Annotated in this window: 17 protein-coding genes and 3 tRNA genes; 3 read left to right on the forward strand and 17 right to left on the reverse strand. The window is 56.7% G+C overall.

Translation table 11 applies throughout. The features are described 5' to 3' along the window. Positions 1-3 precede the first annotated feature (3 nt). The 3 genes from ruvB to ruvC all read right to left on the reverse strand — a co-directional run bounded on the left by ruvB (position 4) and on the right by ruvC (position 2,443). Positions 4-1,116 carry a Holliday junction branch migration DNA helicase RuvB gene (gene ruvB / locus HMPREF2614_RS04750; RefSeq protein ID WP_016422683.1) on the reverse strand — a complete coding sequence of 371 codons (1,113 nt, stop codon included), beginning with the start codon at positions 1,114-1,116 and terminating at the stop codon, positions 4-6. A gap of 66 nt (positions 1,117-1,182) precedes the next feature. After that, complete coding sequence (gene ruvA, locus HMPREF2614_RS04755; RefSeq protein WP_038628870.1) at positions 1,183-1,803, reverse strand: Holliday junction branch migration protein RuvA; 621 nt, start codon at positions 1,801-1,803, stop codon at positions 1,183-1,185. An 82-nt stretch (positions 1,804-1,885) separates the two neighbouring features. Next, on the reverse strand, positions 1,886-2,443 hold the full coding sequence (gene ruvC, locus HMPREF2614_RS04760) for a crossover junction endodeoxyribonuclease RuvC (RefSeq protein ID WP_016422681.1): 558 nt from the start codon (positions 2,441-2,443) through the stop codon (positions 1,886-1,888). A gap of 115 nt (positions 2,444-2,558) precedes the next feature. Here ruvC and HMPREF2614_RS04765 point away from each other — a divergent pair, with 115 nt between their 5' ends. Continuing rightward, the gene (locus tag HMPREF2614_RS04765) at positions 2,559-3,023 is read left to right on the forward strand and encodes a DUF3817 domain-containing protein (protein ID WP_038628868.1); all 465 of its coding nucleotides are present in this window, start codon (positions 2,559-2,561) and stop codon (positions 3,021-3,023) included. Positions 3,024-3,179: 156 nt separating this feature from the next. Here HMPREF2614_RS04765 and HMPREF2614_RS04770 read toward each other — a convergent pair whose 3' ends face one another. The 14 genes from HMPREF2614_RS04770 to HMPREF2614_RS04835 form a co-directional block, all read right to left on the reverse strand. Further along, positions 3,180-3,932, reverse strand: coding sequence for a YebC/PmpR family DNA-binding transcriptional regulator (locus HMPREF2614_RS04770; protein WP_005511479.1), 753 nt, complete (start codon positions 3,930-3,932; stop codon positions 3,180-3,182). 79 nt (positions 3,933-4,011) lie between these two features. Then, the gene (gene pdxT / locus HMPREF2614_RS04775; RefSeq protein WP_016422679.1) at positions 4,012-4,632 is read right to left on the reverse strand and encodes a pyridoxal 5'-phosphate synthase glutaminase subunit PdxT; all 621 of its coding nucleotides are present in this window, start codon (positions 4,630-4,632) and stop codon (positions 4,012-4,014) included. After that, entirely contained in the window at positions 4,632-5,510 is an 879-nt protein-coding gene (locus HMPREF2614_RS04780; RefSeq protein ID WP_016422678.1) for an acyl-CoA thioesterase, read from the reverse strand. Before HMPREF2614_RS04780 ends, pdxT begins: the two co-directional genes overlap by 1 nt. A 2-nt stretch (positions 5,511-5,512) precedes the next feature. Next, positions 5,513-6,415, reverse strand: coding sequence for a pyridoxal 5'-phosphate synthase lyase subunit PdxS (pdxS, locus tag HMPREF2614_RS04785; protein WP_005511452.1), 903 nt, complete (start codon positions 6,413-6,415; stop codon positions 5,513-5,515). Between the two features lie 139 nt (positions 6,416-6,554). Beyond that, complete coding sequence (locus tag HMPREF2614_RS04790; protein WP_016422677.1) at positions 6,555-7,058, reverse strand: hypothetical protein; 504 nt, start codon at positions 7,056-7,058, stop codon at positions 6,555-6,557. Between the two features lie 53 nt (positions 7,059-7,111). After that, complete coding sequence (locus HMPREF2614_RS04795; RefSeq protein ID WP_038628866.1) at positions 7,112-8,254, reverse strand: glycosyltransferase family 4 protein; 1,143 nt, start codon at positions 8,252-8,254, stop codon at positions 7,112-7,114. 2 nt (positions 8,255-8,256) lie between these two features. Beyond that, a complete protein-coding gene (locus tag HMPREF2614_RS04800) occupies positions 8,257-9,159 on the reverse strand; it encodes a phosphatidylinositol mannoside acyltransferase (RefSeq protein WP_070432220.1) in 903 nt (300 codons plus the stop codon). A gap of 11 nt (positions 9,160-9,170) precedes the next feature. Beyond that, entirely contained in the window at positions 9,171-9,872 is a 702-nt protein-coding gene (gene pgsA / locus HMPREF2614_RS04805; protein WP_016422674.1) for a phosphatidylinositol phosphate synthase, read from the reverse strand. Further along, positions 9,866-10,501 carry an ATP adenylyltransferase gene (locus tag HMPREF2614_RS04810; RefSeq protein ID WP_070560339.1) on the reverse strand — a complete coding sequence of 212 codons (636 nt, stop codon included), beginning with the start codon at positions 10,499-10,501 and terminating at the stop codon, positions 9,866-9,868. Before HMPREF2614_RS04810 ends, pgsA begins: the two co-directional genes overlap by 7 nt. A gap of 150 nt (positions 10,502-10,651) precedes the next feature. Then, positions 10,652-12,646 carry a threonine--tRNA ligase gene (gene thrS / locus HMPREF2614_RS04815; RefSeq protein WP_222867254.1) on the reverse strand — a complete coding sequence of 665 codons (1,995 nt, stop codon included), beginning with the start codon at positions 12,644-12,646 and terminating at the stop codon, positions 10,652-10,654. Positions 12,647-12,805: 159 nt separating this feature from the next. Further along, complete coding sequence (locus HMPREF2614_RS04820) at positions 12,806-14,032, reverse strand: Dyp-type peroxidase (RefSeq protein WP_070560340.1); 1,227 nt, start codon at positions 14,030-14,032, stop codon at positions 12,806-12,808. Between the two features lie 286 nt (positions 14,033-14,318). After that, positions 14,319-14,927, reverse strand: coding sequence for a copper chaperone PCu(A)C (locus HMPREF2614_RS04825; RefSeq protein WP_016422670.1), 609 nt, complete (start codon positions 14,925-14,927; stop codon positions 14,319-14,321). Positions 14,928-14,931: 4 nt separating this feature from the next. Next, on the reverse strand, positions 14,932-15,522 hold the full coding sequence (locus tag HMPREF2614_RS04830) for a copper resistance CopC family protein (protein ID WP_016422669.1): 591 nt from the start codon (positions 15,520-15,522) through the stop codon (positions 14,932-14,934). Between the two features lie 185 nt (positions 15,523-15,707). After that, positions 15,708-15,782: transfer RNA gene (locus HMPREF2614_RS04835), tRNA-Val, on the reverse strand. 359 nt (positions 15,783-16,141) lie between these two features. Here HMPREF2614_RS04835 and HMPREF2614_RS04840 point away from each other — a divergent pair. Together HMPREF2614_RS04840 and HMPREF2614_RS04845 are read left to right on the forward strand one after the other, a co-directional pair. Beyond that, positions 16,142-16,214 (forward strand) — tRNA-Gly (locus tag HMPREF2614_RS04840). A gap of 66 nt (positions 16,215-16,280) precedes the next feature. Continuing rightward, positions 16,281-16,351, forward strand: a tRNA-Cys gene (locus tag HMPREF2614_RS04845). Positions 16,352-16,417: the final 66 nt, after the last annotated feature.

Genomic DNA, 16,417 nt, shown 5'->3' on the forward strand with positions numbered 1-16,417 from the left:
AAGCTATTCTCCGATAGTTCCCTCCGGGGGCTGCAGCCCCAAGTGCCGCCATGCTCGGGCAGTTGCCACGCGTCCGCGCGATGTACGTGCAATCATCCCGGCACGGACCAGGTAGGGCTCGCACACTTCTTCCACAGTCGAGGGCTCCTCACCCACTGCCAACGCCAGGGAATTCACGCCCACAGGGCCGCCACCGTGCCCCTTGACCAGGGCCGTCAGCACTGCCCGATCCAGACGGTCGAGCCCCAGCTCATCGACATCGAAGACAATCAATGCCGCCTTGGCCGCACCAAGATCAATAACGCCACCGGAGTGGACATCGGCGAAATCGCGGACGCGACGCAGCAGGCGGTTGGCAATTCGCGGTGTACCGCGCGAACGCGACGCAATCTCCACTGCAGCCTCCGGGCTGATGTCTACCCCGAGGATCCCAGCGGCACGGGTAACCACCTTTGTCAGATCTTCGACCTCATAGAACTCCATCTGCGCGGTAAAACCAAAGCGGTCACGCAGTGGGCCAGTCAGCATACCCGAGCGCGTCGTCGCACCGACCAACGTGAATGGTGGAATCTCGAGTGGAATCGACGTAGCTCCAGGCCCTTTGCCTACGATGACATCAATACGGAAATCTTCCATTGCCATGTACAGCATTTCTTCCACTGGCCTGGCAATGCGGTGAATCTCATCGATAAACAGGACATCACCCTCGAGCAGGTTCGACAGCATTGCTGCCAAATCGCCAGCGCGAATAAGCGCCGGACCGGAGGTCATTCGCAGGGAGCTCCCCATCTCCTGCGCAATAATCATGGCCATGGTGGTCTTACCCAGCCCGGGAGGTCCCGACAACAGAATGTGGTCCGGAGTCACATTTCGCCCCCGTGCCCCGGAAAGCACTAAATCCAGCTGTTCGCGGACCTTGGGTTGGCCGATGAACTCCCCTAACGACTTTGGTCGCAGGTTCGATTCCGCATCGGCTTCCTCGACCTGAGCGCGGGCATCGACATCACGTTGTACACCATTTCCACCACCGCCAAAATGGTCGTTGGCTTCCCCACCTAAAGAGTCCCTGAAGGGATTGCCCGACACGTTAAACTCCGTGCGCTCGATATCGCTCATAGTCCCCTCATCCTAGTGCACTGCCAATTTTCATCATCAATGTAGCTGCAGGTCCTCGACCTGGATTTACTTGTCACCCAATGTCTTTAGCGCCGCCTTCAGCGCCATTGAAGTATCCAAGGTCGGATCAATCCGAACAACGGTCTCCGCTGCCTCATTCGCGTCAACTTCCGGGAACCCAAGCCCGACCAAAGCACCAACGACCTGATCCAGATCTGCCTTCAAAACAAGGCCAGGTGCTGCTCCGTTTGCAGCTTCCTCCGGCGGCGATACCGCCCTGTCCGCGAAAACCTCGACCTTATCCTTCAATTCAACCAACAGGCGCTCCGCCAATCGCTTGCCGACGCCGTTAGCTGCTTGCAAGGCCTTCGCATTCTTTGAGGCGACCGCATTGGCAATCTCCGCCGGCGACAGTACCGAAAGAACAGACATCGCGACCTTTGGCCCCACCGTCGAGACAGTGCGCAGGAGCGCAAACATCTCACGTTCCTGTGAATTGGCAAAACCAAAGAGCGTAATCGCGTCTTCACGAACCGCCATTGTGGTCAACATAAAAGTCTGCTCATGCCTCACCAACTGGGAAGCTAGCCTGCCTGTAATGGTGACCAAATGCCCGACACCACCGCACTCGATAACGCAATAGTCCGCACCGAGGTCGATAACTTCACCGCGAAGAGATGCAATCACTTCTCACAATTCCTTTCACTACGGCTTCCCTGAAGACACCGCGATAAACGCCGAACTCACAAGTGTTCTCTAGCAAGCTCCCCTACCGCGAGGGATTCTCACGGCGAGAAAGCTCCAACTCCCGCTCCTCGTGCTGCTTCGCAAGCGCAGCCAAGGTGTCGCGCTGGCGTTGCAGAACCGGACCACGCCAACAGTGGCAGATAGCGATAGCCAAAGCATCCGCTGCATCTGCAGGTTTTGGCGGAGTTTCCAACCCAAGGATTCTCGTCACCATCATGGTCATCTGCTTCTTATCAGCTCGACCGTTGCCGGTGAGCGCCTTCTTTACCTCCGATGGCGTGTACATATGCACTTCCAAGCCGCGTCTCGCCGCAGCGAGGACAAGGACACCAACCGCGTGCGCCGTCTGCATCACGGTGGACACGTTGCCGCGTTCGAATACCCGTTCCATCGCAACCACGTCCGGCTCGTACTCATCCATCCACTGCTCCACGGCATTGGAAAGCCGTAAAAGACGATCCTCCAACGACGCCGTGGTTGGTGTGCGGGCGACCCCCACAGCAATGGGAATGACTTTCCTGCCCTGAGTACCTTCCGCAATGGAGAGACCACAACGAGTAAGGCCAGGGTCGATGCCCATCACCCGCAGAGATCCAGCTCGATAATTCACTCCTCCACTAATACCATATTTCGAACAGCTGTTTGTATCGTAGCTAGAAGGAGTACCAACCGTTGGTTCTGATACGTTTAACACCATGAATTCACCGAAGAAGCTCTACGGCGTTCTCGCTGCAGCTGAAATGGTCACGTGGGCTCTGCTGCTTTTAGGCCTGGCGCTGAAGTACCTGTTCAAAGTCACTGACGCCGCCACCACTATCTTCGGCACCATCCACGGCTTTACGTTCCTGTGCTACGTAGTCACCACCATCATGGTGTGGATCAACCAGCAGTGGAGCTTTGGCCGCGGTGTCATCGGCCTCGCCTCTTCTATCATTCCATTCGCAACCTATCCGTTTGAACGAAACACCCTGAAGGCAGGCCTTCTGGATCGGCCCTGGCGCTTTACCGACGAATCCGAGGAGCCACAGGGCATATTCGAGTGGGCACTCGCCATGATTATTCGTCGCCCCTTTATCTCGGCGTTCGTCATCTTGATTGTTCTCGCGGTGGTCTTCACACTGTTGCTGATGGCCGGACCTCCGACTCAGTGGTTCTCCTAGGACGCCCATAAAAAAACCAATCCCCATCGGACTGCTTTCCGATGGGGACTTCCTGTTGACACCAGCTCGCCGAGCAATTCAGCGTTGCCGACTGCCCTACCACGGGCACCCTTTAACGCCGAGAAGCCAGTCAGCAGAACCGTCGACAAAAAACGCCTAGTCGTCGAGTTCGGCGATGACCTCGTCGCTGATGTCGGCGTTCGAGTAGACGTTCTGCACGTCGTCGGACTCTTCGAGAGCGTCAATCAGACGGAAGAGCTTGCGTGCGCCGTCAGCATCGAGAGCGACTGTGGTAGAAGCGCGGTAGTCCTGATCTGCGGAGTCGTACTCCATTTCGGCATCGACAAGAGCGGTGCGGACATTCATCAGATCGGTAAAGGCGGAGACAACCTCGAACTTTTCACCCAGGTCGTTGACTTCCTCTGCACCGGCATCGAGAACCGCCATGAGCAGGTCATCCTCGGTCAGCTCGCCCTTCGGCAACTCGACGACACCCTTCTTTTCGAAGAGGTACGCCACGGCGCCGTTGTCCGCCATGTTGCCGTTGTTCTTGTTGAACGCCGAGCGCACATCGGAAGCAGCACGGTTACGGTTATCCGTCAGGCACTCCACAATCAAAGCGACGCCACCAGGTGCATAGCCTTCGTAGACAATGGTCTCCCAGTCAGCACCGCCGGACTCCTCGCCGGAACCACGCTTGCGGGCACGCTCAATGTTGTCGTTGGGAACCGAGGCCTTCTTGGCCTTCTTGATCATGTCATCGAGGGTGGGGTTACCAGCAGGATCACCGCCGCCGGTACGAGCCGCGACCTCGATGTTCTTGATCATCTTTGCCCACTCTTTGGCGCGCTTGGCGTCATTAGCAGCTTTCTTGTGCTTTGTGGTTGCCCATTTTGAATGACCCGACATGTGCTAGTTCCTACCAATCCTCTCGTCAATACCCATATAGCTGGGAATTAGTCAGGTGTTCATTATACAAACTGGGGATTTAAATTCCGACAAGCTCTCGCAAAAAGAACTCGTGGAGCCGAGTCTCCCCCGTCGACTCCGGGTGAAAGCTGGTGGCCATCGCAGCCCCCTGCCGTACTCCGACCACTGTACCGGCGGTCTCTCCAGCCGATTCTGGCACCCGCGCTAGCACCTCAACGTCGTCGCCGACACGCTCGACCCATGGGGCGCGAATAAAGGCGGCGTGCACAGACGACTGGTCACCACCAATCGCCAGCTGCGGGATATCCAAGTCAGTTTCAAAGGAATCCACCTGACGGCCAAATGCGTTACGACGGACCGTGATGTCAATCGCTCGCAGGTTTACGGCATCCGGACGGGTATCGAGCACTTCGTCGGCAAGCAAAATCATGCCTGCGCAGGTGCCATATGCCGGAAGGCCATCGCGGAGAGCTTCCCGCAGCGGGCCTTCAAGCTCATTGAAGACCATCAACTTGCTCATGGTCGTGGACTCGCCGCCGGGCAAAATTAAGCCGCTAAGTCCCTCCAGGTCACGGGGCAAGCGCACCTTTCGGTGCGGGACGCCGAGCTGGTCAAGGACATATCCGTGTTCGGCAACGTTGCCCTGAAGAGCGAGGATACCGATTGTTTCCTGTGTCATTAATCTAGGTTCTCACTGCGAGCATCGAAGTTCGTCGCCACTGGCACGGGCTCGACACCCGGGGCCAGGCTTCGGGTCAGCCCTTCCTGCGTGACGACGGCCACGAGCTCGCCCTTTTGGTTAAAAATGCGACCGTGAGTCAGTGCGCGACCCGCATGCGCTGATGGTGAAATCTGGTCGTAGAGCAGCCATTCATCCGCACGGAACGGACGCATAAACCACATCGCGTGGTCGAGGCTGGCTTCCTGGACCTCAACGCCTGGATGCGGAACGAGTGCCGATGACAGCAAAGTCATATCCGACATGTACGCCAGCGTGCAGACGTGGAAGGTCTCGTTATCCGGCAGGCGATCCTTGCACCGGAACCACACCAGCTGCTGAGACGGGGTGTATTTGTTGTGTTCGAACTGATCATCCGGCACTACCCGGATATCCCAGTCCGCCCACTCGCGCATTAGTAGACGACGTGTGTTCGTCATCTCAGAGGTGTCGGTGACCACATCTTCAGGATCTGGCACCTTGCGCATCACGTCAGAGTGCTCGAGTCCCTCATCCCCCTTACGGTGGAAGCTGACCTGCATGACGAAAATCGTACGGCCATCTTGCACAGCTTCGACGGAACGGTGGCAGAAAGACCGGCCATCGCGAATTCGCTTGACCATGTACACCGTCGGGATATGGGGGCGGCCCGGGCCTACAAAGTAGGCGTGGAGGGAGTTCACCGCGAAGGTATTACCCACCGTGCGCGTCGCCGCGACGAGGGACTGGCCGGCAACTTGGCCACCGAAAGTGCGCTGTAGGATTGACTTAATGACTGGGCCACGGAAAATGTCCCGGTCAATCTGCTCCAGATCTAATACCTCGCGGATGTTAGCCATTTTTACCAGCCACGCTCAGCGAGTCGGTGCGGCTGCGGAATCTCGTCGACGTTGATACCGACCATTGCCTCGCCGAGCCCGCGGGAGACATCAGCGATGACCTTCGGATCATCGTAGTGCTGAGTTGCCTGGACTATAGCCTTGGCGCGCTTCTCCGGATCACCGGACTTGAAGATACCGGAGCCAACAAAGACACCCTCAGCACCGAGCTGCATCATCATTGCAGCGTCAGCCGGCGTTGCAATGCCACCTGCGGTGAAGAGTACGACCGGCAGCTTACCGGTCTCAGCGACCTCGCGTACCAGCTCGTACGGTGCCTGCAGCTCCTTGGCGGCAACGTAGAGCTCGTCCGGAGCCATAGAACGCAGACGGTTAATTTCAGCGCGGATGGTGCGCATGTGAGTCACAGCGTTGGAAACATCACCGGTACCGGCCTCACCCTTCGAGCGAATCATGGCAGCGCCCTCGTTGATGCGGCGCAGAGCCTCACCCAGGTTGGTCGCACCACAGACGAACGGCACGGTGAAGTCGAACTTGTCGATATGGTTCGAGTAATCGGCCGGGGTCAGAACCTCGGACTCGTCAATGAAGTCAACACCGAGGGACTGCAGAACCTGTGCCTCAACAAAGTGGCCGATACGGGCCTTGGCCATAACCGGGATGGAGACGGCATTGATAATGCCCTCGATCATGTCCGGGTCGGACATACGCGACACGCCGCCCTCTGCGCGAATATCGGCGGGGACGCGCTCCAACGCCATCACGGCAGTTGCGCCGGCATCCTCAGCGATCTTGGCCTGCTCCGGAGTAACGACGTCCATAATGACGCCGCCCTTCATCATCTCAGCGAAACCACGCTTCACGCGTGCAGTGCCCTGCCCGGAGTTGTTCTCAACCGTGCTCAACGAACCCTACTTCCCTAATACAACTGGTGAATGTGACTGTTTGTAGTCGTTTAACACTATAACGCCTGGACTAGACAGTGCTGTTCATTGAGTCAGAAAACACGGCGAACTTCCAGCACAACGGCGGGATTTCCCACAATTAAGCTGTTGTCAGTCCATCTGCAACATCGAAATATTCCGGTTCAGGTGCAGTACCCGCCAGCCGCAGCGCGCGCACTAGCGGCCTGGCTCGCAGTGCTTTCGTATCCGTCACCGCATCATTGTAGAAACGGCGGGCGAGCTCGAGCCGCGTGTGGGCGTCAGAAAGCTCAATTGCCATCGTTCGGTCCACAGGCTGTTCCTCATAGAGCGCCACAATTTTCCTAGTCAGTTCGTTTTCCACGTCAGCGCGCTGTCCAGTGTTGTTGGCTCGAAGTGGTGTGGCTTCCACCTTCGTCACTACGCCGGCGAGTTCCGGGTAGGCGGCACGAGCGACTGCAGCCCTTCGCCCCAACGCCGCTTCCAGTGAGGAACGCGCCAAGTCGGTGCGAATGTGCATACGGTTCAAACGCGTCGCTGTCGATGAAGCCACCAAACCGCTAACGAGTACGACAATCAGCGCAATGACCAGGACAACGACCCAGATTGGAACGGTTACGTCCACCGAAAACCCACTTTCACTCCGCTGCGTTTAATCAGCTGCCACGACGGAAATCTTTATGGCGCAATGACGACCTTTTCGCCATCCATGCGCACCGTATCGTACACACGCAGAACGCCGTCGGCGACCTGCGACCAGTCATATTCCCAAGCCCGTTTATGCCCGAGTGCGCGAAGCTCCTCCCCCAACTTTGGCTGCGTCAAAAGGCGTACGACTGCATCCGCAAGGTCTACGGAGTTACCGTTTTCAAAGTGAAGCCCGTAATGGCCGTCGTCAAGCACGAGTTTGAACGCATCGATGTCGCTGGAGATCACCGGCGCACCCGCCGCCATCGCCTCTACCAGCACGATGCCGAAACTCTCCCCACCACGCTGTGGGGCAATGTACGCATCCGCATCGGCGAGTATTGACGCCTTAGCATCCTCCGAGAGTCTGCCGACGAAATGCAGGACATCTGCGTTTCTGCCCGCTTTACGACGAGCTGCCGCGACATCACCATCACCAACGACACAGACCTCAAGCTGTGGAATCTCCGCACGTATTGCTGGCAGCGCGTCGAGCAGAACGTCAAAGCCCTTGCGAGATTCGTCGAAGCGTCCGAGGAACACAAGCCGATAGAACCCCTCACGCCGCGGCGGGATCTCGGGCAACGATGAGGCGGCCGGACAGGACTCGAAATCTCCAACACGGACACCATTGGGAATGAGTACCGGGTCGCCGCCGAGTTGCTCAACCTGCCAGCGACGTGCCACTTCCGAGACAGCGATGCCTCCCCGAATGCGTTCAAGGTACTTCCGCAAAAATGGCGTGGCCAGCTTCAATGCCAAGGAGTCCGTCGCCGCAGAGTGATAGGTCGCGACAATTGGACCGACCGAGTTTACTAACGACAACATTGAAAAACTGGGCGAATTCGGCTCATGGATATGAAGAATGTCAAAGCTACCTTCCTCAATCCATGTGCGGACTCGACGGCTCGTGCGGGGACCAAAAGACAGCCGAGCGACCGAGCCGTTATACGGAATCGGGATGGCGGCACCACCTCGAACAACGAAATCCGGAACGTCCGCCTGCACGCTAGCCGGGCCGATAAGACTGACCTCGTGGCCGCGACGGATGAACTCCTCACACAGGTCAATCGCGTGAGCTTGAACCCCACCTGGGACATCGAACGAGTACGGGCACACCATTCCGATTCGCACGGCTACTTTGACCTCTTCTTATCCGCTGGCCACAGTGGCTGCATCATGTGCCAATCCGCTGGATGCTGGGCAATATCAGATTCAAAAACAGTAGCGATGTCCTGGACAATGTCAGCTAGATTGCGCCCCTCAGTCGGCACGAATGGATGCGCTACAAAACGCCAGCCATCGCGCGTGTAGGACAGGCCCGCGGGCATAAGCCGAGCGCCGGTGTCCAGTGCCAGCTTTGCTGCACCGACCGGCATGGTAGTCTGCTCGCCGAAAAAAGTGACCGGGACCCCGTGGCCGCCGAAGTCACGATCAGACAGCAGGCACACAACGCCACCGTCTTCCAATCGCTTCTGCAGTTCCGGCATCGCGGGTTTGCCACCGGTAAGCGGGAGAATGCGGAATCCGAGGGATTCGCGGTACTCCACGAAAGCGTCGTAAAGCACTTCTGGCTTCAGCCGTTCCGCCACGGTACTGAACCGGCCATGCCGGGAAACGAGCCACATACCTGCCATATCCCAGTTACCAGAATGCGGCAGCGGGATGACGATGGAATCTCCTGCCTCGAGGGCCTCAGCAACTCGTTCGAGTCCATCGCTGGTGGACTCGACCGTGTCTGCCAACTCTGGCGACGCGATGGAGGGCAACCGGAATGCCTCCACCCAATAACGTAGATAGGAACGCATGGAAGCCCGAATAAGACCTTGCGGCACTTCCTCAGGTGGGCAGCCCATAACGCGAGCCAAGTTCTTGCGAAGCTGGCGGGTAGTCGCGGGATTTGCTGCTACACGATCGGCGGCTATGTTGCCGATACGGTAGGCCACGCGTTCCGGCAGCAGACCAAAAATCTTCCACCCGGCCATATAGCCGAGCGCAACGAAATCATTTTTAGAGCGAGGCAGGAAGAAACTAGTCATTGTATCCTCCTTTAGTTGTAGGAATCAGCCGAACCCGTGGACTTCGGAGCAGAGTCAGGGTTAATAGATGAACTATCAGCTGCGCCTTCTGGCGGGGCGATGGGATCCAACGCTCCTGGCTGCTTAGCCACCATGTACAAGCGCTGGACGACGGTGAATACCGACCCAATCGCCAGGAGCCACATCGCGACGTAGAGGACATAGTCCACGCCAAGCCCCTGGAGCCCAATGCCGATTAGACCGATAATCAGGCGCTCCGCACGTTCGACGAGACCACCGTTGACCTTAAGGGCGCTGGCCTCTGCCCGAGCCTTAACGTAGGAAATGACCTGGGAAGACCCCATGGTAATCAGTGTCAGAATAAGCAGCACTGGATCCGCGTCATGGTGATACACCACCCAATACGCTATCGCCCCGAACAGTGCAGCATCAGTAATGCGGTCACAGGAAGCATCCAGCGTCGCTCCGTATTTCGTTCCCTGCCCTCGAAGTCTGGCCATCGTGCCATCGAGCAGGTCAAAAGCTGTGAAAATAGCGATTGAAACCGCAGCTGCAAAAAGATGGTTGGTAGGAATCAGGATTACCGCAAGCAGAACGGAAACTGCAGTTCCCACCAGGGTGACCGTGTTCGGGCTAATCCCGACCCGCAAAAGTGCAGCGGCTACCGGTTCAACTACTGGGCGAATTGGAGCCCTGCCACGGACACTCAGCATGCTGCCCCATCCTCCTGATTGAGGGCACGCCAGCCGTCGGCAAGCAATTCGCGCGTCTGACGAAGCGCCTGCGGTAGCACCTTGGTGCCGTCGATCACGGTCATGAAATTGCTGTCGCCGGACCAGCGCGGCACAACGTGCATGTGCAGGTGGTCAGCAACCGAACCGCCGGAGGCCTTGCCCAAGTTGAAACCTACGTTGACGGCGTGCGGACGCGAAACCGATTTGAGAGTACGAACCGCATGCTTGGCAAACCACATCATCTCGGCCGTTTCTTCGTCGGTCAAGTCCTCAAGGTTGGCGACTTCGCGATATGGAACCACCATGAGGTGCCCTGGGTTGTACGGGAACAGATTCAGAACGGCGTACACCCACTCGCCGCGAGCGATAATGAGTGCTTCCTCATCGCTTTGCTTCGGCAAATCAACGAAGGGGTTACGGGATGGCTTGGAGTTATGCACACCACGCTTGACGATGTAGTCCAGCCGGTACGGTGCCCATAAGCGCGTGAGCCGATCCGGTTCGCCGTAACCGCTGTCGACGTATACGCCATCAGACGATTCCTGCTGGCCGGCATTGCCCTGCTGCTGCGGAGGCAACTCTTCACTTCCCGACTGATTCACTGCCATCCCCTTCGTTGCGTAACCGGGCCCCATTCGAGCCCCGACCACATATGTTTCTCTGCTGTAGTTTACGACCTCGCGGTCAACTTCTTTGGATTACCACGCGTGGTTCACCAGTTAAAACAACGCGGTCGAATAAGAGAGCGTTAGCGACCTCTAGAGAGCAGAGACATTCTCCTTGTTCGGCTGTTCGTTATTCCGCGAAGCAACCCAATCACAGATGATGTCCACAGCCTTCTCAACTGCCACCCCGTTAATCTGGGTGCCATCGAGGAACCGGAAGCTGACGGCACCTGCCTCAATGTCGCGGGCACCAGCCAGAATCATGAACGGAACCTTGGCCTGGGTGTGGTTGCGTATCTTCTTCTGCATGCGGTCATCCGACGTATCCACGTGGACGCGGATGCCACGAGACTTCAGCTGTGCAGCAAAGTCCTCCAGGTGCGGGATACAGTCATCCGCAACCGGGATACCAACAACCTGTTCCGGCGCCAGCCAGGCGGGGAAAGCACCCGCGTAGTGCTCCAATAGGACGCCAAAGAAACGTTCGATGGAGCCGAACAGCGCACGGTGGATCATAATCGGGCGCTTCTTGGTGCCGTCAGGTGCGGTGTACTCGAGCTCGAAGCGCTCCGGCAGGTTGAAGTCGAGCTGAACGGTCGACATCTGCCAGGTGCGGCCGATGGCATCGCGGGCTTGGACGGAAATCTTCGGGCCATAGAAAGCGGCTCCGCCCGGATCAGGAACGAGCTCGAGGCCAGAAGCATCGGCAACGCGCTGGAGAATTGCCGTGGACTTCTCCCAAATTTCATCCGAGCCGACGAACTTCTTTTCGTCCTTCGTAGACAGTTCCAGGTAGAAGTCATCCAGGCCGTAGTCACGAAGAAGCGAAATGATGAAGTCGAGGACACTAGTGAGCTCTTCTTCCAGCTGATCCTCGGTGCAGTAGATGTGGGCGTCGTCCTGCGTAAAGCCACGGGCTCGGGTCAGACCGTGGATAACACCCGATTTCTCGTAGCGGTAGACGGTGCCGAACTCGAACATACGAATCGGAAGTTCACGGTAGCTGCGACCACGCGATGCAAAAATGAGATTATGCATCGGGCAGTTCATCGGCTTGACGTAGTAGTCCTGCGGAGCCTTGGTGCAGTTGCCGTGTTCGTCATATTCGCCGTCGAGCTGCATCGGCGGGAACATGCCATCCGCGTAGAAGTCCAGGTGACCGGACTTCTTGAACAAGTCGCCCTTGGTTACGTGCGGGGTGTTCACAAAGTCATAGCCCGCTTCGATATGACGGCGACGGGAATGCTGCTCCATCTCGTTGCGGATGATGCCGCCCTTGACATGGAATACCGGGAAACCAGAACCAATCTCATCTGGGAAGCTGAACAGATCCAGCTCAGAGCCCAAGCGGCGGTGATCGCGCTTCTCAGCCTCGAGCATGCGGTCAAGGTACTCATCTAGCGCTTCCTTGGACTCCCACGCAGTGCCGTAAACACGCTGCAGGTTATCGCGAGACTGGTCACCACGCCAGTACGCAGCGGAAGAACGCGTGATCTTAAAAGCAGGGATGTAGCGGGTGGTCGGTACGTGCGGGCCGCGGCAAAGATCAAACCACTCGGTCTCACCGGTACGCGGATTGACGTTGCGGTATCCGGTCAAGGTCGTGCCTGCACCACCGACGTCGACATTGGCCTCATCATCTTCGGACACCTTGCCGGCCGACTTTTCAACAATCAGCTCGAGCTTATACGGCTCGTCGGCAAGCGCTTCCTGCGCCTCATCAGCAGACTCGAACGCGAAGCGTTCGAACCGCTGACCAGACTTGATGATCTTCTTCATACGCTTTTCGATGCGCTTGAGATCCTCCGGCGAGAAAGGCTCATCGACACGGAAGTCGTAGTAGAAACCATTGTCGATGGCAGGGCCGATGCCCAGCTTCGTCCCAGGGAACTCCAACTGCACGGCCTGAGCCATCACGTGAGTCGCAGAGTGGCGAATGACATCACGACCGTCCGGAGTATTCGCCGGAACGGGCTCGAAGACGGTTTCCACTTCTGGCTTAAAGGACAGATCCTTCAAATTGCCTTCAGGATCGCGGACACAAACGATGGCGTCAACGCCCTTGTTCGGGAAACCCAGGTCTCTCATCGCCTCGCCCGCAGAAACTCCTACGGGCACGGAAAACGGTGCTGGGGTTGCAAATTCTTCTGACACGGCGTGCGTGTACTCCTTTTCAAAGTGTCTTCGAAAATCACATACCTGGTGACCTTCGTCAGTCGTTCACACACTTTACCGCACGGTCAAAACTCAGGCCTCGAAAAGGTCCTGCGCCCAGTACTCCTCCTCAGAAGTTCCTCGCGGCATAACAAACACGGCGGATCCAATGTGGAAAATCCACTGATTGAGACGGTCGTTCTTGGACAGCCGCTCCTGAATCGGATTGAACTGCTCCAACGGGTCCTTCTGGAAACAAATGAATACCAGGCCGGTGTTGGTCTCGAATCGACCATTCGGTTCCGGTGGCAGGTCATAGTTGTAGACCCGTCGCAGAATCCGCTGATTAGGTTTCTCCTTCGGAGGCATGGACAGTGCAACATGGCTGTTCGGATCCGTCAGAGGCAGACCATATTCATCAGTCTTCGCCAGGTCGACGGTCTCAAACTCGTCCTTACCTCCAATTGGCGCACCGGTGCCGATATCTCGGCCGGTAATAACAGTGCGGCTTTCGCGGTCCAAGACATCCCAGCCTGGAATATCCATTTCGATACGGCGGACAACCATCGCTGTACCGCCCCGCAACCAATCCGGGCCACTGTCAATCCACACTTGCTTGTCGAATTCTTCACGAGTGCGCGGGTTGACCGTACCGTCCTTCTGACCGAAGAGATTGCGCGTGGTCTCGCCTTCCTGCCTAGAACCATTGGCGTGCTGGAAGCCAGCTTGCACCCAATGGACGTCCAAATAAGAGCCCGAATTTCGGATCATCATTCGGGCCGCGTGGGAGACCATTACCGGGTCATCCGCACAAATCTGCAGGCACAGGTCTCCACCGTTCCACTCCGGGCGGAGCTCATCGTTAACGTACTTTGGCAGATCCTCCAGCCACTCGGGCTTCTGGTCTTCCCTATCGATGATTGTGAAGAAGTTTTCCCCATATCCAACTGTGATAGTCAGATTGGCCGGACTCCCCATGAGCTCAGGCTCCAAGTCCGTTCGAGTAGCCTTGCCGGCTGTCATTCGGCGAGCGTCATCGGTCCAGGCACGCATGAGGTTTTGGAGACGATTGCGATTAACCCCCTTCTTTACGTTGAAGGCTATTAGCCATAGATTCGCCTGTGCGGGCGTCGCAATCCCCGCCTGATGAGCCCCATCAAAAGGTACGGTTGCTGTCTGCAAAGGCGGTTTCGGCGGCTCTTCCTGTGGACGTTCCAACCCAATCGCCTGGGCTTCCGGCACCCCCAGGGCGAGCGCTGAAGCTCCTGCGGCGGTGCCGAGCCCGCCAAGAAAACGCCTTCTAGAAAAGCCTTCGGACATGTTGTGCACTCTTACCTTTCTGATTACTTCAAACTGGAGCACATAAGGTGGCTGGGAATCCAACGATTTTTCAATGGCTTCAACACAACCACTGGCCTATCCAATTCGACCGTATCGAAAACCTTTTTCGGAAAAAGAAAGGCGCCGGAGTTCGATGCATATGCCGCAATAACCTGCCAACTCCAGCGCTTCTGCCACCATTAGATCCAGTTAATCAATTCCTCGACGTACCTGAGCTCACGCCCGCTTTACGACGAGCCATTGCTTGACCAACTTGTCACAAGAATTAATGGTGCGAGTGATCCATCTCACCGCCGCCCATATGCTCTGGGTTGTTCAGGTCACCGTCATTACCGTAGTCCTCTTCGCCCGCCGGCTGGACACGAACCTCAACGTCCTGGGTGATGCTAGAGCCGTCGGAAAGCTCAATGACGAGCTTGTACTCAGCTCCCACATCCATAGCTTCATCATTGTCCATGATCATGAAGTGAGTGCTACCCGGTTCGAGAACGAGTTCGCCATTAGCCGGAATCGTCAGACCTTCCGGCACCTCGAACATCTTACCGTCCTTGGTGTCGTGCTGCTCGAACTTCGTGCCCTCCTTCAGCCCCTCAAGCTTGAAGGAGGAAACCTTGATGTCCTTATCGGTGTTGTTGGTCAGCGTACCGAAGATGGCGGTCATGCCCTTGTCAGCCGGCTTTTCCTTGATGTAGGCATCGGCCAGCTGTACAGCAGCATCGCTCTTCTCCATCTCAGAAGTAGCCTCGGTCGCAGCGGAGGTTGCGGACTCAGTCACCTCAGCAGCAGTGTTATCGTCGGATGAGCAACCTGCTAGAGCAAGGGTCAGAGCTGCGGAACCAGCAATCAGTGCAGTTGCAGTGCGATTGAGTTTCATGTGCCTATTTTGCCTTTCGATTAATAACGGTGACGACAGCGGCGATGATGACGATAAGTCCACCACCGAGGCCATAAGCCCATAGCGGTATTGACTTCGTTTCCTCGGCGTGTGCACCGGTTTGACGAGATTCTGCCCCAGCTTCGGCTGCGCCAGCAGCATCCGGATCAGCCACTGAGAAAGAGGTCTTTCCTCGGGTGGAGTGACCATCAGAGGAGGTAATCTGGAAACCAATAATGTAGTTGCCAGGCCCTGGATTAATCTCCTCAGGAATATCCAAAGAGACCTCATTACCCACTACTTCTGGCTCGTGGGAGTACAGGACTTCCTTGGCATCTGCATCACTAATTGCAACGGTGTTGAAGTTGTTCTTGGGGTTGCCGGAGAACTTGAGAGAAACGTGGTGCGGAAATTCATCGAGAACCTGCTTGTCGCCTGGATTCGATGACAGGACGGAATCATGAGCACTCGCAGGGACTGCATTGATAACGGACGCGCCGGCAAAGACCGCAAGCGCCGCAGCGGCGGCTACCGCACGTCGGAAACCCGACTTTGAGAACCGAAACGTTTCGCCTGAAGCGACCCGGGGACTCACTAGAACAGTTCAACTCCTTTAAGCGGGACAGTTCGAGAAGAACAGCAGTAGTATGACCGCTGCCCTTGTACCTATTGTCGGATGGTAGCCCAGAAAAGTTCCCGAGAGAGACGAATATAGTTCAGGTCACACAGCAAAACCCCGGCCGCGCCGTTTTTATACGATGCGTCGACCGGGGTTTTAAATGGTAGTCCCAACTGGGTTCGAACCAGCGACCTTTCCGGTGTGAACGGAACGCTCTTCCACTGAGCTATGGGACTGGAACAGAAAAGCACTAAGCCTTTGCTGCTCTGCGGAATAAGTTAGCACGCGTTTTGGAGATTTCCCTAATTGAGTTGCGTTGCGTTTGCGATTGCGCAGTTCGAAGATTTTTTACCGCATCGATGGAACTCCATGACGATAGCGACTCGATAGGCGCCCAGTAACAAACCCGCGAAAGCGAATAAATGACATTGTTGCGATTCAGAGGCATCAAAGATTGGTCTTTAGCCCTACGCCCACAGGGACAATACAGATGTTCACCTGGTAATTTGTAATCAATCGCACAATCACGCTAAAGTATCTTTCGCACCGCAAGGGAGCAATTGAGATTTTCTTTTCGCCCTCCTTGCAACGCGATGCGGATGTAGCGCAGCTGGTAGCGCATAACCTTGCCAAGGTTAGGGTCGCGGGTTCGAGTCCCGTCATCCGCTCTGGTTTCTCAAGAAGTTAGGCCCTGTGGTATAACTTCGAGGCAACCACTGAGGCGGCAGCCTCACGGTGGAATGGCCGAGTGGCGAGGCAACGGCCTGCAAAGCCGTGTACACGGGTTCGATTCCCGTTTCCACCTCAGCAGAGATTCCTTACCGGTTTCGATGTATTGCGCGATTAGCTCAGTGGGAGAGCGCTTCCCTGA

Origin of the sequence: Corynebacterium sp. HMSC074C11 (assembly GCF_001809455.1) — a bacterium.
GTDB lineage: Bacteria > Actinomycetota > Actinomycetes > Mycobacteriales > Mycobacteriaceae > Corynebacterium > Corynebacterium amycolatum.